Consider the following 22,264-nt stretch of genomic DNA (forward strand, 5'->3'; position numbering starts at 1 on the left):
TCTAAAGCTGCAGCCATGGCCCCGCAAAAGAAAACCATCCGCCTGCTGATCCTCGAGGATTCACAGAATGAAGCTGAGCGACTGGTCAGCCTGTTTCGTAACGCAGGCCAGGCGACGCGCGTTCATCGACTGACGTCCAGCGAAGACCTGGCCGATGTGCTGCAGCAGACCTGGGATTTGCTGATTAATGCCCCGACCAGCACCAACCTCGATCCTGGCGAAGCTATAGGTGCGATCCGCAAGCAAGCCAAGGACATCCCGGTCATCCAACTGATCGACGGCAACGACAGCGACGCGATTACCGAAGCCCTCGCGCTGGGCGCTCAGGGTGCGCTGCCGCAAGGCGAGGACGAATGGCTGATTCTGGTTGCCAGCAGGGAACTGGCGAACCTCGAAGAGCGCCGCGCTCGACGCTCTGCTGAACTGGCGCTACGCGAAGCCGAAAAGCGTTGCCAGCTGCTGCTCGAGAGCTCGGTGGATGCAATTGCCTATGTCCATGACGGCATGCATATCTACGCCAACCGCGCTTATCTCGAGCTGTTTGGCTACGAGGATGTGGAAGAGCTCGAAGGTATGCCGATGATTGACCTGATTGCATCCTGCGATCAGGTCGAGTTCAAAGGTTTTCTGAAGAATTATCAAAGCTTGCAGGGTAGCGCCGAACTGGTTTGCGGAGGCGTTCGCGCCGATGGCAGCAGCTTCAAGGCAAGCATGCATTTTTCGCCTGCCAGCTACGACGGCGAGCCCTGCATTCAGGTCGTCATTCGCGCAGAAAGCGATAATGCCGAACTGGAAAAGTTACGCGAGATCAGCAGCCAGGATCTGGTCACGGGCCTTTACAACCGCAACCATTTCCTTGAGTCGCTGGATGGCGCAGTTGAGCGCGCCGTGAACGCCGGAAAGAACTCCAGCCTCGCCTACATCCGCATTGATCGCTTCGCCAGCTTGCAGGCCGAGATCGGCCTTGGCGATTCGGATCGATTGCTGGCCGAACTGGCGCAACTGCTGCGTGGGCAGTTTCCGCAAAATGCAGAGCTGTCGCGCTTCGGGGATGATGCCTTCGCAGTCCTGATGGATGAGGCTACGCCAAAGCAGCTCGAACTTCCCCTGACCGAATTGCTGCAAAAGGTCGAAGGACATCTTTTCGATGTCGGCGGCCGTACCGTTCAGACCAGTCTGAGCATTGGTGTCGCCGCCCTCGACGAACAGACCGCGAAGGCTCGGGACGTGATTGACCGCGCGCACCGCTGCGCCGAAGAGCTGACCGATGGCAATGCCCTGAGAATCTATGACCCGGCTCGCGAGCTGGCGGCTGCCGCTAGCCGCGGCAATATCCTCGCGATGCTGCAGCAGGCGCTGGAGAAGAATAGCTTCCGCCTGCTGTTTCAACCGATCATCAGTCTGCGCGGTGATAGCCACGAACACTATGAGGTGCTACTTCGCCTGCTTGATCCCGAAGGCGCTGAAGTGCCACCGGGCGAGTTCCTCGAGGCGGCGAAAGAGGCAGGATTGGCCTGCAAGATCGACCGCTGGGTGCTGCTCAACTCGATCAAACTGCTCGCCGAACACCGCAATAAGGGCCACAGCACGCGACTGATGGTTCACCTGTCCGGCGCCAGCCTGCAAGATCCCTCGCTGCTTAGCTGGCTGGGAGCGGCACTCAAAGCTTCAAGGCTGCCACCCGATTCACTGGTTTTCCAACTGGACGAAAACGACGCCGTCGCTTACTTGAGACAGGCCAAAGCGCTCACCCAGGGGCTTGCAGGACTCGGCTGCCGCGTAGCGCTGAACCAGTTCGGCTGCGTGCTGAACCCACTCAATACACTGAAGCACCTTGACGCCGATTTTGTGAAGATCGATGGCTCCTATACCCAGGACCTGAGCCGTCAGGAGAATCAGGAAGCACTCAAACAGCTCTTGGCACAGCTGCATGAACAGGCCAAGCAGACCATTGTTCCCTTCGTAGACAGCGCCACCGTACTGGCCACGCTCTGGCAGGCGGGCGTCGGCTATATCCAGGGGCAATACCTGCAGGGCCCGAGCCAGTCGATGGACTACAACTTTTCCTCTGACGAAGATTGATCGTCAGCGGAACGGCCTCCCAGCGACCACTCATATCACTCCCGACCCACGGACCGGTCGACCCACCGATATACAGCAGTAATTGACCTCCGTCAGGCTCCATTGCCAGGGTTGGACTAGAGTGTTCTGATCCAGCCTGCGAGGACAACATCATGACCATGATGAGAGCCGCCGCGTTCGTCGAACCCGGTCGAATCGAGCTTGTTGACAAACCCATCCCCGACGTCGGTCCCAACGATGCCCTGGTCCGCATCACAACCACGACCATCTGCGGCACCGATGTACACATTCTCAAGGGTGAGTACCCCGTCACCGCAGGCCTGACCATCGGTCACGAACCCGTGGGGGTAATCGAGAAGCTCGGCAGCAATGTACAGGGCTACCGGGAGGGCCAGCGGGTCATCGCCGGCGCGATTTGTCCCAACTTCTCCTCCTATGCCAGCCAGGACGGTCTTTCCTCGCAGGACGGCGGCTGCGCCTGCCACGGCTACAAGCCGATGGGCGGCTGGCGATTCGGTAACACCATCGACGGCACCCAGGCAGAGTACGTATTGGTCCCCGATGCTCAGGGCAATCTCGCGCCGGTCCCCGACGGCCTCGCCGACGAACAGGTGCTGATGTGTCCCGACATCATGTCCACCGGCTTCGCCGGCGCCGAAGCCGCCAAGATCAAGATCGGCGACATAGTGGCCATCTTCGCTCAAGGGCCGATCGGTCTCTGCGCGACCGCCGGGGCACGCCTGCGGGGCGCCGGGATGATTATCGTCGTGGACGGTGTCGATGCACGCCTGAACATTGCGCGACAGATGGGCGCTGACGTGACACTGAATTTCAAACAAACGGATGTAGTCGAGGAAATCCTCCGGCTCACCGGTGGCCGCGGCGTCGACGCCTCCATCGAAGCACTTGGCCAACAGTCGACGTTCGAGAGCGCCTTGCGCGTGCTCAAGCCTGGCGGCACGCTTTCTAGCCTGGGCGTATATTCAGCCGACCTCACCATTCCGCTTGGCGCCTTCCATGCCGGGCTTGGCGACCACAAGATCGTGACCTCGCTGTGCCCGGGAGGGAAGGAGCGGATGCGGCGGCTGCTGAACGTGGTGGCTTCAGGGCGCGTAGACCTCGCCGCTTTGGTGACCCATCATTACCCCCTCGACGACATCACCAACGCTTATGAGCTCTTCGCCAATCAGCGCGACGGGGTGCTCAAGGTGGCAATAAAGCCATAAGGCGAGCCTCAGCTGGAAGCTAAAGCCTCAACCGCTTAGCTTCCAGCTCAGCTATTCCGTTCCTTCACGATCCCGGAAGCCAAGTAGGTAAAGAATCCCGTCCAAACCCAAGGTCGAGATAGCTTGCTTGGCCGACTGTTTGACCAGAGGTTTGGCTCGGAAGGCGACACCCAACCCCGCTAACCCAAGCATCGGCAGATCATTGGCACCGTCGCCAACAGCAATGGTCTGCTCCAGCCTCAAGCCTTCCCGCTCAGCCAGCTCGCGAAGCAGATCCGCCTTGCGCTGTGCGTCGACTATGGGCTCCTGCGCTAAACCGGTGAGCTTGCCATCGACTATCTGCAACTCGTTGGCATAGACATAATCGATACCCAGTCTGGCTTGCAGCTGTTTGGCAAAGTAAGTGAAGCCCCCCGACAGAATGGCGGTTTTGTAGCCGAGGCGCTTCAGCTCGGCGAAAAGCAGCTCAGCGCCCTCGGTGAGCCTGAGCCGGGCACCTACTTCCGCCAGCGCTCGCTCCTCAAGGCCTTCGAGTAATGCCAAGCGCTCCCGGAAGCTCGCGCGAAAGTCCAACTCGCCGCGCATGGCACGTTCGGTGATTTCCGAAACCTGGTCGCCAACGCCGGCCACCTTAGCCAACTCGTCAATGACTTCCGCCTCGATCAGTGTCGAATCCATGTCGAACACGGCCAGTCGGCGATTGCGACGGAAAACCGAGTCGCGTTGAAAAGCGATATCGACGTTGAGCTCCTGCGCCACGCTGAGAAACTCGGCGCGCAACGCGGCGGTATCAGCAGGCTCGCCACGAACCGAAAACTCGACGCAACCTTTGCCCAGCTCTTCCGGCATGTCCAGCGGTTGGCGCCCGGATAGCCGGTCTATGTGGTCGATGTTCAAACCATACTTGGCGGTGATCGAACTGACGCGCTGCAACTGCTCGGCGGTCACCTTGCGGGTCAACAGGGTGACGATGTGCCGAGGCTTGCCCTGCCCGGCCACCCACTGCTGGTAGTCTGCCTCCGCAACGGGCGTGAAGCGCACCTGCTGGTCATGTTTGTACCCCATGAAGAGTACGTCCTTGAGGACAGAAGAGGCACGCTCGGTATCGGGTATCTCCACCAGAATGCCAAACGACAGGGTGTCATGGATCACGGCCTGGCCGATATCCAGGATATTCACACCACCTTGAGCGAGTACGCCGGTGATTGCCGCGGTCAGCCCGGGACGGTCTTCCCCAGTGATGTTAATCAGGACGATTTCGCGCAAGGCGCAGCTCCTATGCAAAGAAGACGGGCATTCTATAACAGCAGGACTGCGCTAACGCTTCAGCACACCACCAGTTTTCAACCTGCATCTGCATCTGATGCGTCTGCAATTCGTCTGCTATGACCGAGTGACCTTTAGCCCCCACGGCGCTTTCCGTATACTGCGCGCCACTTTCCTCAAGAGTAGAGCCGCGCTCTGTGAACCGGCCCGCATCCGTCAAGTCCGACAATTTCTTCCTGCTGATCTATCGCGCACTGCGCCAGCGTCGTGTTCCGCTGGTTCTACGCGTAGCCAGCCACACGCTGCTGCTGGTTGCGCTGGCCCTGATCATCTACGCCTGGGTCATGGGCATGCAGTTCAAGCATGCGATGGAGCAGCAGGCCGATGCCCTCGGCCAAAGCCTGACCACCCAGACGGCCGCCTCGGCGACGGATCTGCTGGTGGCCAACGACATTCTTAGCCTCAATGTGCTGCTGAGCAATCTGGTGAAAAACCCGCTGGTGGCGCACGCGGCGATCTACAGTGTCGACAACCGCGTGCTAGCGGAGTCGGGCGCCCGCCCGCAGCGAAGTCTGCTAGGCGACGAGGAAGGCCTCTACTCCACCCCGATCAGTTTTCAGGAGGTGATCGCCGGGCACCTGCGCATCAGCCTCGACATGCAACAGTTCCAGCAACCAATGACCATCAGCCTGCAAAGCATGGGATTGCTCAGCCTTATCCTGCTGGCGCTGACTCTTACGCTAAGCATGCGCCTGGGCCGACAGCTCTCGCTTCCCCTGATGCAGTTGCGCCTGTGGTTGCGCGACCCCGATGACCCGGCCCCGGGCGCAGGTCGGCAAGATGAGATCGGCGAACTGGCGCGGCAGCTGCAGGCACGCCTGGTACCCGAGAAACCGGAGCCGGAGATCGAGCTAGACGACAGCATGGAGGATCTCTATTCGGCGCATTTCGAGGTGCCTGTGGCAGTTCCCGTCAACGACTACCAACGTTCTGACACGGATCTTCGGAGCCATCTCGACGATGCGGCTGGGAGCCTGCCGACGGAGGATGCTGCCACCGATGACTCATTCGACGATGATTTCGATGACGATCCGCCCTTCGATGAGCCCAAGTCGCAGCCAACGCCTGCCCCCACAGTGGCAGTGGCCAGCCCCGCAGCTCCAGCCAGCGCTGGCAAAAGCGGTGTGTTGGCGATTCAGCTCGGCGCCCAGGAGCAACTGCGCCGCCTACCCCGCACACGGCTGACCGAACTGCTGCAGCGCTACAGCGACTGCCTGCAACAGGCCTCGACTCTGTATCAGGCCGAACTGCATACGCTCAACGACGGCAGCAGCCTGATGCTCTTCCACAGCCAGGACGACGAGCAGAACTACCTGACCCATGCGCTTTGCTGCGGCGAGCTGATGCGCGCGCTGGGCCACGCCCTGCAGATCGAGGTCGCCGATAGCGGCATCACGTTGCAGCTGCAATTGGGACTTACTCAAGGCGAAGGGCTTTACGACCTGAGCCAGGGTGATCTTCTGCTCAGTGAGCCTGCACAAGCCGCACTTGCCATGTCGCAACACAGCCGTAACCTGCTGCTGGTCGAACGCGAAATTGGCGAAGACAGCCTGATTCGCCAGCGAGCTCGCATCCGCCCCATTGCAAGCCCCGAGGGCGCCTGCTGCGTCGAACGGCTGCTCGAACCCTACCCCTCGCTACTGGAGCGTCAGCTCGCGCGCATGCACGAGCTGCGCAACCGCATCAGCTGACACCAGCATTCGGTCGGAACATGCGAGCCGGCCCTCGCGGCCGTGGCATCGGTGGAAGAGCGGAGCGTGATCAGCGCGCCCGCATCGCTGCGGAGCGATTAGCAAGCAGCGACTAAGGGGCTGATGCCTGATACGCCAGCGGAACTGTCCACGGCGTAGCGCGTACTACGCCCCTCCTACAGGGGATTGCCCCCGCTGAGCGCAACGGTGCGCATAGGCGCTTCAAACAAGGGCCACTTGCTCAGAAGCGAAACACTTCCAGGTCAGTCCTGATGGGCTCCACAGCAGGGATTGCCGGAGCAGCCTGTGGCTTGTTCGGCGCTTTGCTGACGCTGTTTTTGGTCCGTGCCTTGGCCACCATCACTGGCTCCACCGCGCTCGCCATCATCTCGCCAAGCCGCTGCAGGAGCAGACTTTGCGCGCGCACCTGATCGGTTGCGCTGCCTTTATGCTGCTCTTGCAATCGAACCAGACGACTGCTCTGGCGCTCGCCCTGCCCGTCGAGCACGCGCCATTGGGCTTCCAGCACAGCAGGATGCTGAGGACCGGAATCCAGGCGGGTAATCTCGAGTTCGATCTGTACCTCCGGGCTGAAGCCCTTACTGCCGGGACTCAGCTCCAGGCTCTGGGTCTTCAAGCGCGAGGCCAACTGGCGCAACAGCAACTGACTGATGTCGCCCTGCAGGCTTCCTGCCCAGCGCGCCCGCTGGCCATCAGCGGCGAGGCTCCCATCCGGCAGCCGCTGCAGTAAGGCGTCGTGCTGCAGATAGTCTGCCAATTTTACCGGCCCCAACAGAACCGCTGTGCCATCCGCCGCTTGCCCAGGCATCTCCACAGCGCCGTTGTCGAGTCGATACATCGGCACGGGTTGAGTGACACACCCGGCCAGACTGGCACAGGCAAGTAGCAAAACAGTTGTGAAGCGTTGCACGTTCATCTCTACCTTTGCACCGGGCTTGGGCAACATCGCAACGCGTACCTTTCCGCGCCACTGCATCGTTTACCCTCAGCCATCGCGCTGATTGTCTTTGGCCAGCGACGCAGTCGGCAAGTGCAGCCACCGCATCGCAAACCGGCTAAATCGGAAGGCGGCTATCTTCCGCGAAACGCCTATCAGAAGCCAGCCTTCCGGACTTCTTCGACCCGACAACTTATTCGACCAAGAGCGCATCCACTCGCTGGAAGCCGCGCGGCAGCTTGTTGCCGCGCCGCCCGCGTTCGCCCTTGTAATGCTCCAGATCCTCGCTCTTCAGCGACAAGGTACGCTTGCCGGCCTGCAAGACCAGCGTCGATCCTTCCGGCAGCACGGCGAGATCCGTCAGATACTCTTCACGACTGGCGACCCGATCTCCTGGAATGCCGATAATCTTGTTGCCTTTGCCCTTGCCCAGCTGCGGTAGATCACGAACCGGGAATACCAGCAGACGCCCCTCGGTCGTCACCGCCGCCAACCAGTCCTGATCACGGCTTTTCAGCGGCCGCGGCGCGACGACTCGCGCACCGGCCGGCAACGACAGCAATGCCTTGCCGGCCTTGTTCTTGGCCTGCAGATCCTCGCCTTTAACCACAAAGCCATAACCGGCATCCGAAGCGATTACATACAGCGACTCGTCTTCAGGCAGCAAGACGCACTCGAAACCGGCGCCAGGAGGTGGCGTCAGACGGCCAGTGAGCGGCTCGCCCTGGCCGCGCGCCGAGGGCAGCGAGTGGGCCGCCAGCGAATAGCTGCGCCCGGTCGAATCGATAAACACGGCGTACTGATTGGAACGACCTGCGGCGGCCGCTCTGAAGCCGTCGCCGGCCTTGTAGGACAGCCCGGTGGCGTCGATGTCATGGCCCTTGGCGCAGCGCGCCCAGCCTTTCTCGGAAATCACCACGGTGACCGGCTCGGACGGCAGCAATTCGTTTTCCGATAGCGCGCGGGCTTCGGCGCGCGCAACGATCGGCGAACGGCGGTCATCGCCGTAGGTCTCGGCGTCGGCGATCAGCTCCTTGCGTACCAGCCTCTTCAGCTTGGCTTCGCTGCCGAGCAACGCCAGCAACTTTTCCCGTTCCTTAGCAAGCTCGTCCTGCTCGCCACGAATCTTCATTTCCTCCAGCCGCGCCAACTGACGCAAGCGGGTGTCGAGGATGTAATCGGCCTGTAGCTCGGACAGTTCGAAGCGCGCCATCAACACAGGCTTGGGCTGATCCTCGGTCCGGATGATATGGATCACCTCGTCGAGGTTGAGAAAGGCGACCAGCAAACCTTCCAACAGGTGCAGGCGCCGCTCGACCTTGTCCAGGCGGAACTGCAGGCGTCGCCGGACGGTGCCGATGCGGTAGGTCAGCCACTCGCTGAGCAGCACCTGGAGGTTCTTCACCTGCGGTCGACCATCAAGGCCGATAACGTTGGTGTTGACCCGGTAGCTCGACTCCAGCTCGGTGGTGGCGAACAGGTGCTGCATCAGCTCGTCGGCGTCTACCCGGTTGGATCGAGGGATGATGACGATCCGGCACGGGTTCTCGTGATCGGATTCATCACGAAGATCGGCCACCATCGGCAGCTTCTTCGCCTGCATTTGCGCGGCGATCTGCTCCAGCACCTTGGAGCCGGAGACCTGATGCGGCAGCGAGGTGACCACGATATCGCCGTCCTCGACGCGATATACCGCACGCATACGCACCGAGCCTCGGCCGGTTTCGTAAATCTTCAGCAGATCGGCGCGCGGGGTGACGATTTCCGCCTCGGTTGGGTAGTCCGGCCCCTGCACATGCTCGCAGAGCTGTTCGACGGTGGTTTTCGGGTCGTCCAGCAAACGCACGCACGCGGCGGCGACTTCGCGCAGATTGTGCGGCGGCACGTCGGTCGCCATGCCGACCGCAATCCCCGTAGTGCCGTTGAGCAGCAGGTTAGGCAGGCGCGCGGGCAGGGTCGCTGGCTCGTCCAGCGTACCGTCGAAGTTGGGCACCCACTCCACGGTCCCCTGCCCCAGCTCGGACAGCAACACTTCGGAATAGCGCGACAGCCGTGCTTCGGTGTAACGCATGGCCGCGAAAGACTTTGGATCGTCCGGTGCGCCCCAGTTACCCTGGCCGTCGACCAGCGTGTAGCGGTAGCTGAACGGCTGAGCCATCAGCACCATGGCTTCATAACAAGCCGAGTCCCCGTGGGGATGAAACTTGCCGAGCACGTCACCCACCGTCCGCGCCGACTTCTTGTGCTTCGAGTCGGCGTTCAATCCCAGTTCGCTCATCGCATAGATGATGCGCCGCTGCACGGGCTTGAGCCCGTCGCCGATATGCGGCAGTGCGCGATCCATGATCACGTACATCGAATAATTCAGGTAGGCCTGCTCGGTGAAGTCGGCAAGGGAGCGACGCTCCACGCCGTCCAGGCTCAGGTCGATAGTTTCGCTCATGGTCGATCCGTGGCGTGTTGGCGCAGCACCAGAGTGCCGGCGCGCTGGGTGAATTCGAGTTGTTTCAGGGCGCTCATACCAAGCAGGATCTGCTCACCGCCAAAGCCAGGCGCCACGATGGCACGTACGTCGTGCAGCAAAATGTCGCCAAGGGCTAGGCTGTCCAGCACGGTTCGGTAACCGGTGGTCTGCCCGTTGGCGGTGTGCAGCATCACCGGAGCGCCGCGGGGCAGGCCGAGGCGATCACCAAGGTCGGCGGGAATCGCGACATCGGTAGCACCGGTGTCCAGCAGAAAGGTCACTGTCTCGCCATTGATTTGGCCATCGGCCACGAAATGCCCCTGCGGGTTGCTGTCCAGGTGCACCTCTATCTGCTCGCCCTGGATGACCGACACCGGTTCACGATTGGGATTGAAGCGGCTCTGTTCCCAGCCCGAAAAAAAACGCGTGGCCAACAGCAACCCTGCCCCCCAGGCGAGGACCAGCATGACGCGCCCGGCACGACGCCCGGCAGGCTGACTCACTGCTTGGCACCCCAGCCGCCCTTGGGCGCAGCAAAGCGCCAGACGACAGGACGCTTCTCGCCGTCGGCACGCGTAAGCTCATTGTTGTCGAGCCCGACCCAGGCGCCGTCCTCATCGACCCAGAGGGCTTCGGCATTTCCGAATGGCGTGTCGTAACGGCGCGACTCAGCCATTGCCGTGTCGGCATAGGACCAGCATGCCTCTCGGTGCCCATTCTCCACGTTCCGCCGACAGACCCGGTGAGTCACCGGTTCGAGCGTAAACAGTTTTCCATTATGAAAGGTGAGCCCTGAAAAGCGCCGCGGCTGGGTGTCATCGCCCATCTCGGGAGGCGTTGAATCGCGCCCCCCCCCGACCAGCAACACACATCCGCCGGTACAACGCCAGCTGTTCTGCGTTCGATGGGTCACCAACAGACCACGGCGACTGTGCTCTGCGGCCAGCCACAGCCGATCGGCGCCCGAATCAACCGCTACACCTTCGAACATAGCGTTGAACTTGAGCAACATCCCGCTCGCCCGCGCCTGCCGCACCACTGCACCCGGCAGGTTCAGCCACTCGGCCGTCCCCGCTGGATTCACCCGCAGCACAGCGGCATACGCTTCGCTGACCAGGTAACGATTGCCCAAGCTGTCGCAGCTCAGGCCTTCGAAATCCATTTCACCACCACGCAGCATGCCGGTGAACGCGGAGCGCATGCGCACCCCCCAGGACAACCCGGTATTCGGCACCGGCGGCAACTCGAAGCGCTCGGCCTCGGCCTGCCAGACGGTATCGCTGGCATCCAGACGGTACAGGACATTGTCCTCTCGGTCCGATACTGCCCAGAGCGCGTCACCGCACCAGGCCAGCCCGGATAGATTGCCTGCGGCGATCCCATCGACGGGATGCTCACTGAGCATGGTCAATTCAGGCGCAGCGGTTGCCGAGAATGGCACCGCCAGCGCACCCAGCAGCACCATCCAGAGAAAATTCAAAGCAGCACCTCCGCGAGGTTGCCCTTGGACTCCAGCCAGCTTTTGCGATCGCCGGCGCGCTTCTTGGCCAACAACATGTCCATGATTTCGCGGGTGCCGTCGAAGTCATCCAGGGTCAACTGCACGAGCCGGCGTGTGTTCGGGTCCATGGTGGTTTCGCGCAACTGAGGCGGGTTCATCTCCCCCAAACCCTTGAAGCGCGTGACCTGCGGCTTGCCACGGCGTTTCTCCGCCAGCAAGCGATCAAGGATGCCGTCACGCTCGGCTTCGTCGAGCGCATAAAAGATGTCCTTGCCCAGATCGATGCGGTACAGCGGCGGCATGGCCACATACACATGACCGGCATCCACCAGCGGGCGGAAATGACGAACGAACAACGCGCAGAGCAGGGTTGCGATGTGCAAACCATCCGAGTCAGCGTCAGCGAGGATGCAAATCTTGCCGTAGCGCAGCTGGGAAATATCCATCGCGCCGGGATCGACGCCGATGGCCACGGCGATATCGTGCACTTCCTGGCTGGCCAGTACCTCGCCGCCGTCGACTTCCCAGGTATTCAGGATCTTGCCGCGCAAAGGCATGATTGCCTGAAACTCCTTGTCGCGGGCCTGCTTGGCGGAACCGCCCGCAGAATCCCCCTCGACCAGAAACAGCTCGGAGCGCGCCGGGTCCTGCCCAGCACAGTCGGCCAGCTTGCCGGGCAGCGCCGGTCCCTGGGTGACGCGCTTGCGCTCGACCTTCTTGCTGGCTTTGAGCCGGCGCCCGGCGTTGCTGATGGCCAGTTCGGCCAGCTGCAAGCCCAGCTCGGGATGCGCATTGAGCCACAGACTGAAAGCATCCTTGACCACCCCGGAGACAAACGCGGCGGCCTCCCGCGAAGACAGACGCTCTTTGGTTTGACCGGAGAACTGCGGCTCCTGCATCTTTGTCGAGAGCACGAATGCGATCCGCTCCCAGACGTCTTCCGGCGCCAGCTTGACGCCTCGTGGCAGCAGATTGCGGAACTCGCAGAACTCCCGCATGGCATCCAGCAGCCCCTGACGCAGGCCATTGACGTGGGTGCCGCCCTGCGCAGTTGGGATCAGGTTGACATAGCTTTCCTGGACACTGTCACCGCCTTCCGGCAGCCAAAGAAGTGCCCAGTCAACCGCCTCCTTGCTGCCGGCCAAGCTGCCGCAGAAGGGCTCGTCGGGTAGCCGAACAAACGCGCTGACGGCGTCGACCAGATACGAGCGCAGACCGTCCTCGTAGTGCCATTCGGTCTTCTCTCCGGTGTTCTTGTCCTCGAAACTGACATTCAAGCCGGGGCAAAGCACGGCTTTAGCCTTGAGCACATGCTTGAGCCGGCTGATCGAGAATTTCGGGGTATCGAAGTATTTCGGGTCGGCCCAGAAATGTACGCTGGTACCCGTATTGCGCTTACCGACCGTCCCGATGATGTCCAGCTCGCTAGCCTTGAAGCCGTCGGCGAACGCCATGCGGTATTCGTTGCTCTCGCGCTTGACCGTCACTTCCACACGGGTCGACAACGCGTTGACCACAGAAATGCCCACCCCGTGAAGACCACCGGAAAACTGGTAGTTCTTGTTCGAGAACTTGCCGCCTGCGTGCAGTTTGGTGAGGATCAGCTCGACGCCCGAAACCCCCTCCTCCGGATGGATGTCCACCGGCATGCCGCGACCATCGTCGATCACCTGAAGGGAATTGTCCTGATGCAAGATGACCTGGACCGAGCTGGCATGCCCCGCCAACGCTTCGTCGACACTGTTGTCGATGACTTCCTGGGCGAGGTGGTTGGGCCGCGAGGTGTCGGTGTACATGCCTGGTCGCTTGCGCACCGGATCCAGGCCGGAGAGGACTTCAATGGCTTCGGCGGTATAAGACATGTGCGTCTCGTGATGTCCTTATAAATCGGAAAAATCGACGTCTGCAAACAGGGCCGGATCAAAGCCGGCAAAGGCCAGCAAGGCAGGAAGCCGCTCGGAAAAACCCTGGAAGCCATGATCACCACCGGCCTGAATGCGCACAGCACAGCCCCTGTAGTAATTCGCCGCATGGCGGTAATCCAGCGTTTCGTCACCCGTCTGCAACCAGACCTGGTAGCGCTCGGCATCTTGCGGCGATGGCACCTCCAGCTCGGCCAGCGCCGTGACATGGTCTTCAGTCAGATCCCAGACCTCGCCGCTGTAGAGGTTGGTCTGAGGGCCGAGATAACCATCGAAACGGCAATGAGGCGTAACGGCCGGATTGATCAGCAGGGCCTTGAGCCCGTGGCGCTCGGCGAGATGCGTTGCATAGTATCCGCCGAGGGAGCTGCCGACCAGCAGCGGTCGCCCCAGCGCTGCAATCGCCGTCTCAAGCTGCTTAATGGCCTGTCGTGGATGATGGTGCAACGCCGGCACCTGCAGCGAGTCAGTCCGGTCCAGCCGACGCAGGGCTGCTGTCAACTGGCTGGCCTTATGTGACAACGGTGAACTGTTGAGGCCGTGCATATAGAGAATGGTGGGCTGTTCGCGAGACATGCTGATTCGCTGGACTGACAAAGGATGGGAAGGCTACTAGGCGAGGCGCGCAAGCTGCAAGCCGCCTGGGAAGCCTGAGGCCAATCGGTGCGGGACTGCGTCAGCGCCAAACACTTTCACAGACCTGCGATGATTAATACCCTTTGACGCAGTAATCGACTACGAAGTCGATACCAACCACTCGCGAAACACCGGTATCGAGTGAGCCGTCAGCGTACAGCCGCAACCAGCGGTAGCCGGGCGCAAGCGTATCGACTTGAAAGTCCTCGCTGCCGGGCGCGAACTGCACGCCGGTGGAGGGGGTGGCTAGCAAGCGAACACCACGACGTTCACTATCGAACGCCTGATGGATGTGCCCCCAAAGCAATGCCTTGACGCAGCTGAAACGGTCAAGCACTTCGAACAGCGCCTCACGATTGTGTAATCCGATACTGTCCATCCAGCGACTGCCAATCGAGACCGGGTGATGGTGCAGGCAGACCAGGTGAGGCCGGTGCGGTGCCTGCTGCAGGGTTTGCTCCAGCAGGGCCAATTGCTCGTCACGCAGCATTCCGAAGACCGCGCCCGGCACCAGCGTATCGAGCATGACGACCCGCCACGCACCGATATCAAACACGGGCGCCATCATGTCGCTGCCACGGGTTGCCTCTTGCATTGGGGCCAACTCGTCATGGTTGCCTGGACACCAGCGAACCGGCGCGTCTATACGCTCGGACAGCTGGCGAAACCGCTTATAGGAGGCAAGGGAGCCGTCTTGGGAAAGATCACCGGTCGCCAACATCAGGTCGACACGCGGCTGCTCATCGAGAACCAGATCCACGACACGCTGCAGACTGTCAGCCGTATCCATACCCAACAGCTTGCCGCCTGCTTCGGCGAACAGGTGGCTATCGGTCAGCTGTACGAGCAGTACCGAGTCGTGTTCAACAGTGAGCGGCGCAGCAGCCAAGACCCGTCTCCTTTGGCGAAATCGCAGAAGAATTATGGTGGCTGGGCGTTGCAGGGGTAAACCGCGCGATGCGGGCATGCATCACAGAACCGCTTGGGAGCATCACAGAGCCAATAGCACAGCGCCATCACCACATCAGGCGTGCGCTGTCCCGCTTAAAGCACAGACTCCAGCTCATGGCCGCAAGCAAGGCAGTGACCAAGCCACTCCCCGAGGAACAGGTTGAGCTGATTTTTTTCGTCAGGCTGATGCATTTGCGCGTTGGGATAGCTGTAGATGCCGCGGAAACGCCGGGCGTTCTCGGCGCCAATCACTTCAGCCATACGCGCATCATGGTAGACACGTACGTCCATCTGCGGCACTGGCAACCAAGGCAGACAGTCCTGCTGACTGATCTGAACGGTGGTGGTGTAGGGGCAGCTCTCGGTGACGGCCAGCACCAGCACGCCGAGCAGGCGGTCGCCTTGGCTCATGGCGATCCTGCGCGTGTCCGGACGGTTGCGCATTTCCGGAAGCAAACGCATCAGACGCAGATAGTTTGCCTCGCAGGCCGCCTGAAGTTCCAGCAGGTCGACGCGGTATCGCTCGCGGGTTCGCCTCATATCCATGCCTCCCTGATCTCGCTGCGATTCAAAGCCAGCCACTGCAGCGCAATGATCGTCGCCGCGTTATCGATCCGGCCATCGCGCAGCGCCTCCAATGCTTCATCAAGAGACCACACCGCTGCACGGATGTCTTCACCCTCCTCTTCCAGTCCGAACACGCCGCCAGCGCCTTCACTGCTGCAACGTCCGACGTAGAGATGAATGCGCTCGGTGCTGCCCCCTGGTGACGGATAGTAAACAGACACCGGCCAGAGCTCGCCGAGCTCCAGGCCTGCCTCTTCCACCGACTCCCGGCGTGCCACCTCTTCAGGCTGCTCGTCCTTATCGATCAGGCCGGCCACCGTTTCAACCAGCCATGGGTTGTCGCCATGCGCCATGGCACCGACACGAAACTGCTCGATCAATACAACCTCGTCGCGCTGAGGATCATACGGAAGCACACAGACGGCATCGTGACGAACAAACAGCTCGCGCTCGATCTCGGCGCCCATGCCGCCTCGGAACAAACGATGGCGAAGGCGGAAGCGGTCAAGGTTGTAAAAGCCACTGAAGCAGCGCTCGCGGCTGATGATCTCGACATCGTCGGCGCCTGCTTTGAAAATATCGTTCATGCACTACTCACATATCGGTTTGTGCCAGCAACTGCTGGCGCCGGAAAAGGCTGCAACCGTCACGGCGTGAGCGGTCTCTCTGCTGCCATCCTAGCGCGCCGCTTGCTCAGGCGCAGCCCTTTGCAGACCACTCGCATAACGGAAGATGCCCAGCTGACGATTCTCGAACTTCGTTCCGCCCGCGCACTCGAACCCGCACTGAAGCCGCCGCAGGAGCCAATCCATTGATGCCAATTCGCAATGCCATCGTCTTAACAGCTTTCAGCCTGCTGATAGGCGGCTGCCAACACTTTGGTGGCGAGCCACCAGTAGACCTTCGGCAGATCCTCAGCGAGCAACGTCCGACCGGCTGCCCTGAGCAAGACGATAGTTGCCCCTTGGTGAACATAGATACTCAGCTGTTTAAAAACGAGCCCGTACTGAACGCGCTGATCGACCAGCGGTTGCGCGAGATGACGGTAGTCAGCCCGGATGAACAGGTCCCGGCATCCCTCGAGGGCTATCAACAGGCCTTCCTGCAAGACGCGGAGCCCGGCTGGAGCAGCTATCTTCAAGCCAAGTTGCGTGAGCAGCATGGGCCGCTGCTGGTGGTTGAGCTGTCGAGCTATATCCACACTGGCGGCGCTCACGGAATGCCCGGGCGCGGCTTCATCAATTACGACCGAGAGCAGGACCGTCAGCTGAAGCTCGCCGATGTACTGCTGCCGGGCAAGGAAGGCGCCTTCTGGCGCGTTGCCGCGAAGGCGCACCAGCAATGGCTGCTAGCCAACGAGCACGACGCCGCTTTCAGCCGCCAATGGCCCTTCCAGCAGACTGCCAACATTGCGCTGCTACGAGAAAAGGTGCTGCTCAAATACGACGTTTACAGCATTGCGCCGTATTCGAGCGGCCACCCTGAACTGGAGATTCCGTACCGGGAGCTCAGCGGGATACTGAAACCGGCCTACCTGCCGTAGCCCCGCCAAAACGACTCAACACCAGCAGCAGCCCGCCGGAAAGGAACAGCGCCGGCAGGCTGGCACCAATTTCCGGCCAGGCGTTCGCCAGCAGGTGGTAGACGGCCGCGCCGAGGGCCCACGCCAGTAAGGTCTCCCAGCGCAACAGCGTACTGGCCATCTGCAATCGGCCACGCCTCCTGAGCAGGTAGTGATCGACCAGCACCACACCAAACAGCGGGGCGAATACCGAGCCGATCAGCAGCAGGAAGTTCGGGTATTCCGCCAATGGCGCCAACCAGGCGATCAAGGTGCACAGCGCGCCAATAGTCAGCGCCAGCCGCTCGACCTTGAACGGCAGCAGCAGGCCAACCGAGACCGCAGCCGAATGGATGTCTGCAAAGGCATTCTCCGACTCGTCCAGCAGGATCAATAGCAGCGGAATCCCCAGCCCGGCACCGGCCAGCGCCAGCAGAAGCGCATTGACCTCGCCGCTGTCAGCGAACGCCAGGGTATAAGCGACACCAAGGCTCATCAGCCAGACGTTGCCCAAGAAAAAGCCCAGCACGGTGCCGCCGAACACGCGTCGCGCCGCTTTACCGAAGCGCGAATAGTCGGCGATCAGTGGCAACCAGGACAGTGGCATGGCGATGGCGATATCGAAGCCCAGCGCAAAGGGCAGCGAGCCATCACCCGGACGTGCCCATAGGGCCCGGAGATCGGCCTTGTCGAACAGGTTCCAGGTCAACCAGACGCAGGCGCCAAGCAGCAGCCAAATGCCCCACTTGCGCAAGATTCGACGGACGAAGGTCAGCGGACCGGTGATCGCCAGCAACGTCGCCAGCGCACCGAAGAACAACGTCCATAGCGCCGGACTGACCCATCCGCTTTGCTCGCCAAACGCACGCGCGGCCAACAGGCTCGCCGCGTCGCGCATGACGATGATCTCGAACGCACCCCAGCCGATCAGCTGAAACAGATTCAGCAAGGCCGGCAGCACCGCGCCGCGGTCACCCAAGGTGCGCTTCAGATTGGCCATTGAAGACAAGCCGGTGTCGGTGCCGATCACTGCGACCGCCCCGAGCAATATCACGCCGACGGCGGTGCCGCTGAGGATGGCCAGCAAGGCGCCGCTCATGCCCAGGCCCGGCGCCAGCAACGCACCGAGCTGCAGCACCATCAGACCGATGCCGAGGGAGAACCAGAGGGAAAACAGATCGCGACCACTGAACACACGGTGCTCAGCGGCGATCATCTGATGCGGGGAATAACGACCGGGAATGTTCACATTGTTATCTCAGAAAAACCGGTTGCCCGGCATACCGTGAGCACGAGTAGTTCGCCTCACGGAACAAATATCATCAGCAATCCAAAGGTCAGGTAACGCCGAACGCTTATCCGCCTTAGAGGGAGAGGCCCCGATGGCCGCCGACTGATTTCGACAGAAGCGGCTGGTCGAGGCGTGGAAAAGGCTTCGCCGTTTTCCACCCTACAGACGAGCCACGCACCAGCCCCTGGCTGTTTCGTAGGGCGGATCACGCTTCATCGATCCACCAAGCCGCGGCACGGTGGATGCAAGAGCGACACCCACCCTACGACCCAGTCACCGGGGTGATGGCTGACGGGGCCGCTACACCTGCTTGTAGATCACCGAGCCTTCGTCCTTGAAGCGCGAAGACTGCTCCTTGAAGCCGGCCTCGATTGCTTTTTGCTCATCGGTAAGCCCGTTTTCCGCGGCGTATTCACGCACTTCCTGGGTGATCTTCATCGAGCAGAACTTTGGCCCGCACATGGAGCAGAAATGCGCGACTTTGGCTGAATCCTTCGGCAGGGTCTCGTCATGGAAGGCCCGTGCGGTGTCGGGGTCGAGGCCGAGGTTGAACTGGTCTTCCCAGCGGAACTCGAAGCGCGCCTTGGACAGGGCGTTGTCGCGAATCTGCGCACCCGGATGGCCCTTGGCGAGGTCCGCAGCATGCGCCGCAATCTTGTAGGTGATAATGCCGGTCTTGACGTCATCCTTGTTCGGCAGCCCAAGGTGTTCCTTTGGCGTGACGTAGCAGAGCATCGCGCAGCCGAACCAGCCGATCATCGCCGCACCGATCCCCGAGGTGATGTGGTCGTAGCCCGGGGCGATGTCGGTGGTCAGCGGGCCTAGGGTGTAGAACGGCGCCTCGTCGCAGCACTCCAGCTGCTTGTCCATGTTCTCCTTGATCATCTGCATCGGCACGTGGCCGGGGCCTTCGATCATGCACTGGACGTCGTGCTTCCAGGCGATTTTGGTCAGCTCACCAAGGGTTTCCAGCTCACCGAACTGCGCCGCGTCGTTGGCATCGGCAATCGAGCCGGGCCGCAGGCCGTCCCCCAGCGAGAAGCTGACGTCATAGGCCTTCATGATTTCGCAGATTTCCTCGAAGTGGGTGTAGAGGAAATTCTCCTGATGATGTGCCAGGCACCACTTGGCCATGATCGAGCCGCCGCGACTGACGATGCCAGTGACGCGCTTGGCGGTCAGCGGCACATAGCGCAGCAAGACGCCGGCGTGGATGGTGAAGTAGTCAACGCCCTGCTCGGCCTGTTCGATCAGGGTGTCGCGGAACAGCTCCCAGGTCAGGTCTTCGGCCACACCGTTGACCTTTTCCAGCGCCTGGTAGATCGGCACGGTGCCGATCGGTACCGGCGAGTTGCGGATGATCCACTCGCGGGTTTCGTGGATGTGCTTGCCGGTGGACAGGTCCATCACCGTGTCCGAGCCCCAACGGATGCCCCAGGTCAGCTTGGCGACTTCCTCTTCAATCGAGGAGCCCAGCGCCGAGTTGCCGATATTGCCGTTGATCTTCACCAGGAAGTTGCGGCCAATGATCATCGGCTCCAGCTCGGTGTGGTTGATGTTGGCGGGGATGATCGCGCGGCCGCGAGCCACTTCGTCACGAACGAACTCGGCGGTGATTTCCTTCGGGATCGAAGCCCCGAAGCTCTGCCCGGCATGTTGCTCGGTGAGCAGGCCGGCGGCGCGCGCTTCCTGCAGTTTCATGTTTTCGCGGATGGCGATGTATTCCATCTCGGGCGTGATAATGCCCTGACGCGCATAATGCATCTGGCTGACGTTCTTGCCCGGCTTGGCGCGGCGCGGATTGCGCACATGGGCGAAGCGCATCTTCGTCAGCTCGGCATCGGCCAGGCGTTGCTGGCCGAACTGCGAAGTCAGGCCGTCAAGCAGTTCGGTATCGCCACGGTCATCGATCCAGGCCGAGCGCACGTCGGCCAGGCCTTTACGCACATCGATGGTCACGCTCGGATCGGTGTAGGGACCGGAGGTGTCGTACACCAGTACCGGCGCGTTGATCTCACCGCCGAAATCCGTGGGCGTGACGTCGAGACTGATCTCGCGCATCGGCACGCGGATGTCGGGGCGCGAACCCTGCACATAGATTTTCTGCGAACGCGGGAAAGGCTGGATCGACCCCTGGTCGACCTGGGCTGATTCACTCAGGTTTTGTTGTTCTGCACGCATCAGGCTGGCTCCTCGAAAGTTGTCGGGGCGAACCTGAAAAACACGGCGGATCAAGGGCATCGGGCGCGCCGGAACTGGCGCCGAGAGAGCTTACCGGAACGACTGGCGAGCACATCTTGTTCCCTACGCAGGCCTTAACCTGATCAGGTTCAACGGGATCCGGAACTTTCCGATCTCAGCCTTCGCTTCAAGGCACCCCGACAAGAACGGGGCCGAGTCTAATCAAGACTGACCGCGAATACCATGCCGATGGCAAGCGCCGCGACCGCCGGGTCACCTCCCTCTCCGACCGCCCAGCTGCCTGATCGCATCCAACAAGGTCCCGAACACACTGTTCAAGCGCCTTGACCGACCGCATGACCGCGCATAGCCTTGCCCATCACTTCGCTTCAGGGAAAGACGCACATGCTGCGCAGACTCACGCTGGCACTCGCCGTGACCGTCGCCTCGTCCGGGCTGAGCTGGGCTCAGACAGCGCCACCCCTTTCCGCTCGGACCGATCTGGTCAGCGTCTACCGACAAGCCGTTGAAAACAACGCCGACCTCGCGGCGGCGCGCGCGCAGTTCAAGGCGATCCAGGAAGTCGTGCCTCAGGCACGTGCCGGCTTGCTACCGAACCTCAGCGGCGGCGCCGAGCTCAGCAATACGCGCACCGATGTCGATACATCCATGGGTTCGCGCTCGCTGTCACGCAGCGGCACCGTCTACCAGGCGACCCTCAGCCAGCCGATCTTTCGCCCTGAACGCTGGTTCCAGTTGCAGGCGGCCGAAGCCATCAGCGAACAGGCCGCGCTGGAGTACTCGATCGCCGAACAGGACTTGATTCGCCTCACCGCGCAAGCTTACTTCGCCGTGTTACGTGCCCAGGACAATCTGGCCGCAGCCAAGGCCGAAGAGTCGGCCTTTCAGCGCCAGCTCGACCAGGCCAATGAGCGCTTCGAAGTTGGTTTGTCCGACCGTACCGATGTGCTCGAAGCTCAGGCGGGCTTCGACACCGCGCGCGCCAACCGATTGCTTACACAACGGCAAGTAGACGATGCGTTTCAGGCGCTGTTCACCCTGACCAATCGTGAGTATCTGGCACTGGAAGGCATTGAGCACAGCTTGCCGGTGCTGCCGCCCATCCCCAATGACGCCAGCGCCTGGGTCAACACCGCCACGCAGCAGAACCTTGATCTGCTGGCCAGTAATCAGGCCGTCAACGCGGCCGAGGAAACGCTGCGCCAGCGTCGTTCTGGGCATGCGCCGACCCTCGACGCTGTGGCGCGCTACAGCAAGGGCGACAACGACAGCCTGGGTTTCACCAACACGGGTAGCGAAGCGGTGACTGGCATCCCCCGCTACACCGGCGACGTCGAGCAGCGCAGCATCGGCCTGCAGCTGAACATTCCTCTATACAGCGGCGGGCTGATCAGCTCCCAGCGCCGCGAAGCCTTTCACCAGCTGACCCAGACCGAGCAACAGCGTGAAAGCTTACGGCGTCAGGTGGTCGAAACCACGCGCAACCTCTATCGGGCGGTCAACACCGACGTCGAACAGGTGCAGGCACGGCGGCAGTCGATCGTTTCCAACCAGAGCGCGCTGGAAGCGACCGATATTGGCTACCAGGTCGGCACGCGCAATATTGTCGACGTGCTCGACACGCAACGCCGCCTGTTCGCTTCGGTGCGTGACTACAACAATGCCCGCTACGACTACATCATCGACAGCCTGCGCCTGAAACAGGCCGCCGGAACACTCAACCCTGGTGACCTGGAAGATCTGCAACGCTATCTGAAAACCGACTACGACCCGGACACTGATTTCCTGCCGCCGGATCTGTCTGAGAATTTCGCCAAACCGGTGCGCATCGAGTAGTGGTGGCGAGCCGCCCCAAACAGGCGGAACGCCACGCGTCATGCATGATC

General features: G+C 61.5%; 17 protein-coding genes and 1 riboswitch. Of the genes, 5 read left to right on the top strand and 12 right to left on the bottom strand.

The window, feature by feature from the left end; genetic code table 11:
* Positions 1-15 precede the first annotated feature (15 nt).
* Together AAGW23_RS00775 and AAGW23_RS00780 are read left to right on the top strand one after the other, a co-directional pair.
* Positions 16-2,082, top strand: a complete 2,067-nt coding sequence (locus tag AAGW23_RS00775) for an EAL domain-containing response regulator (RefSeq protein ID WP_342404424.1) — start codon at positions 16-18, stop codon at positions 2,080-2,082.
* Positions 2,083-2,231: 149 nt separating this feature from the next.
* Positions 2,232-3,308, top strand: a complete 1,077-nt coding sequence (locus AAGW23_RS00780) for an NAD(P)-dependent alcohol dehydrogenase (RefSeq protein ID WP_342404933.1) — start codon at positions 2,232-2,234, stop codon at positions 3,306-3,308.
* Between the two features lie 51 nt (positions 3,309-3,359).
* On the opposite strand, the gene serB is transcribed toward AAGW23_RS00780, so the two are convergent.
* On the bottom strand, positions 3,360-4,574 hold the full coding sequence (gene serB, locus AAGW23_RS00785) for a phosphoserine phosphatase SerB (protein WP_342404425.1): 1,215 nt from the start codon (positions 4,572-4,574) through the stop codon (positions 3,360-3,362).
* 197 nt (positions 4,575-4,771) lie between these two features.
* Between serB and AAGW23_RS00790 the strand changes: the two genes are divergently transcribed.
* The gene (locus AAGW23_RS00790) at positions 4,772-6,325 is read left to right on the top strand and encodes an AhpA/YtjB family protein (protein ID WP_342404426.1); all 1,554 of its coding nucleotides are present in this window, start codon (positions 4,772-4,774) and stop codon (positions 6,323-6,325) included.
* A gap of 241 nt (positions 6,326-6,566) precedes the next feature.
* Here AAGW23_RS00790 and AAGW23_RS00795 read toward each other — a convergent pair whose 3' ends face one another.
* The 9 genes from AAGW23_RS00795 to AAGW23_RS00835 form a co-directional block, all read right to left on the bottom strand.
* Positions 6,567-7,262, bottom strand: a complete 696-nt coding sequence (locus tag AAGW23_RS00795; RefSeq protein WP_342404934.1) for a PqiC family protein — start codon at positions 7,260-7,262, stop codon at positions 6,567-6,569.
* Between the two features lie 214 nt (positions 7,263-7,476).
* The gene (parC, locus tag AAGW23_RS00800) at positions 7,477-9,726 is read right to left on the bottom strand and encodes a DNA topoisomerase IV subunit A (RefSeq protein WP_342404427.1); all 2,250 of its coding nucleotides are present in this window, start codon (positions 9,724-9,726) and stop codon (positions 7,477-7,479) included.
* Entirely contained in the window at positions 9,723-10,250 is a 528-nt protein-coding gene (locus AAGW23_RS00805) for a retropepsin-like aspartic protease family protein (RefSeq protein WP_342404428.1), read from the bottom strand. The genes parC and AAGW23_RS00805 overlap by 4 nt, the downstream gene beginning before the upstream one ends.
* Entirely contained in the window at positions 10,247-11,212 is a 966-nt protein-coding gene (locus tag AAGW23_RS00810; RefSeq protein WP_342404935.1) for an esterase-like activity of phytase family protein, read from the bottom strand. The genes AAGW23_RS00805 and AAGW23_RS00810 overlap by 4 nt, the downstream gene beginning before the upstream one ends.
* A gap of 11 nt (positions 11,213-11,223) precedes the next feature.
* Entirely contained in the window at positions 11,224-13,110 is a 1,887-nt protein-coding gene (parE, locus tag AAGW23_RS00815) for a DNA topoisomerase IV subunit B (RefSeq protein ID WP_342404429.1), read from the bottom strand.
* Positions 13,111-13,128: 18 nt separating this feature from the next.
* Positions 13,129-13,746 (bottom strand): YqiA/YcfP family alpha/beta fold hydrolase, encoded by a 618-nt coding sequence (locus tag AAGW23_RS00820; RefSeq protein ID WP_342404430.1) that lies wholly within the window; start codon positions 13,744-13,746, stop codon positions 13,129-13,131.
* A 133-nt stretch (positions 13,747-13,879) separates the two neighbouring features.
* Positions 13,880-14,695 (bottom strand): 3',5'-cyclic-AMP phosphodiesterase, encoded by an 816-nt coding sequence (gene cpdA / locus AAGW23_RS00825; protein WP_342404431.1) that lies wholly within the window; start codon positions 14,693-14,695, stop codon positions 13,880-13,882.
* A gap of 155 nt (positions 14,696-14,850) precedes the next feature.
* Positions 14,851-15,297 carry a DUF1249 domain-containing protein gene (locus tag AAGW23_RS00830; RefSeq protein ID WP_342404432.1) on the bottom strand — a complete coding sequence of 149 codons (447 nt, stop codon included), beginning with the start codon at positions 15,295-15,297 and terminating at the stop codon, positions 14,851-14,853.
* On the bottom strand, positions 15,294-15,911 hold the full coding sequence (locus AAGW23_RS00835; protein WP_342404433.1) for an NUDIX domain-containing protein: 618 nt from the start codon (positions 15,909-15,911) through the stop codon (positions 15,294-15,296). The genes AAGW23_RS00830 and AAGW23_RS00835 overlap by 4 nt, the downstream gene beginning before the upstream one ends.
* Before the next feature lie 227 nt (positions 15,912-16,138).
* On the opposite strand from AAGW23_RS00835, the gene AAGW23_RS00840 reads away from it, so the two are divergent.
* Positions 16,139-16,867, top strand: coding sequence for an RsiV family protein (locus AAGW23_RS00840; protein ID WP_342404434.1), 729 nt, complete (start codon positions 16,139-16,141; stop codon positions 16,865-16,867).
* Here the strand turns inward: AAGW23_RS00840 and cytX are convergent.
* Positions 16,833-18,101, bottom strand: coding sequence for a putative hydroxymethylpyrimidine transporter CytX (gene cytX / locus AAGW23_RS00845; protein ID WP_425540805.1), 1,269 nt, complete (start codon positions 18,099-18,101; stop codon positions 16,833-16,835). The genes AAGW23_RS00840 and cytX overlap by 35 nt on opposite strands.
* 375 nt (positions 18,102-18,476) lie before the next feature.
* Positions 18,477-20,357, bottom strand: a complete 1,881-nt coding sequence (gene thiC / locus AAGW23_RS00850) for a phosphomethylpyrimidine synthase ThiC (RefSeq protein WP_342404438.1) — start codon at positions 20,355-20,357, stop codon at positions 18,477-18,479.
* A gap of 103 nt (positions 20,358-20,460) precedes the next feature.
* Positions 20,461-20,567: riboswitch (TPP riboswitch) on the bottom strand.
* Between the two features lie 195 nt (positions 20,568-20,762).
* On the opposite strand from thiC, the gene AAGW23_RS00855 reads away from it, so the two are divergent.
* On the top strand, positions 20,763-22,214 hold the full coding sequence (locus tag AAGW23_RS00855; RefSeq protein WP_342404439.1) for a TolC family outer membrane protein: 1,452 nt from the start codon (positions 20,763-20,765) through the stop codon (positions 22,212-22,214).
* The last annotated feature ends 50 nt before the right edge of the window (positions 22,215-22,264 follow it).

The organism is Stutzerimonas chloritidismutans (genome assembly GCF_038562055.1).
Classification (GTDB): domain Bacteria; phylum Pseudomonadota; class Gammaproteobacteria; order Pseudomonadales; family Pseudomonadaceae; genus Stutzerimonas; species Stutzerimonas chloritidismutans_A.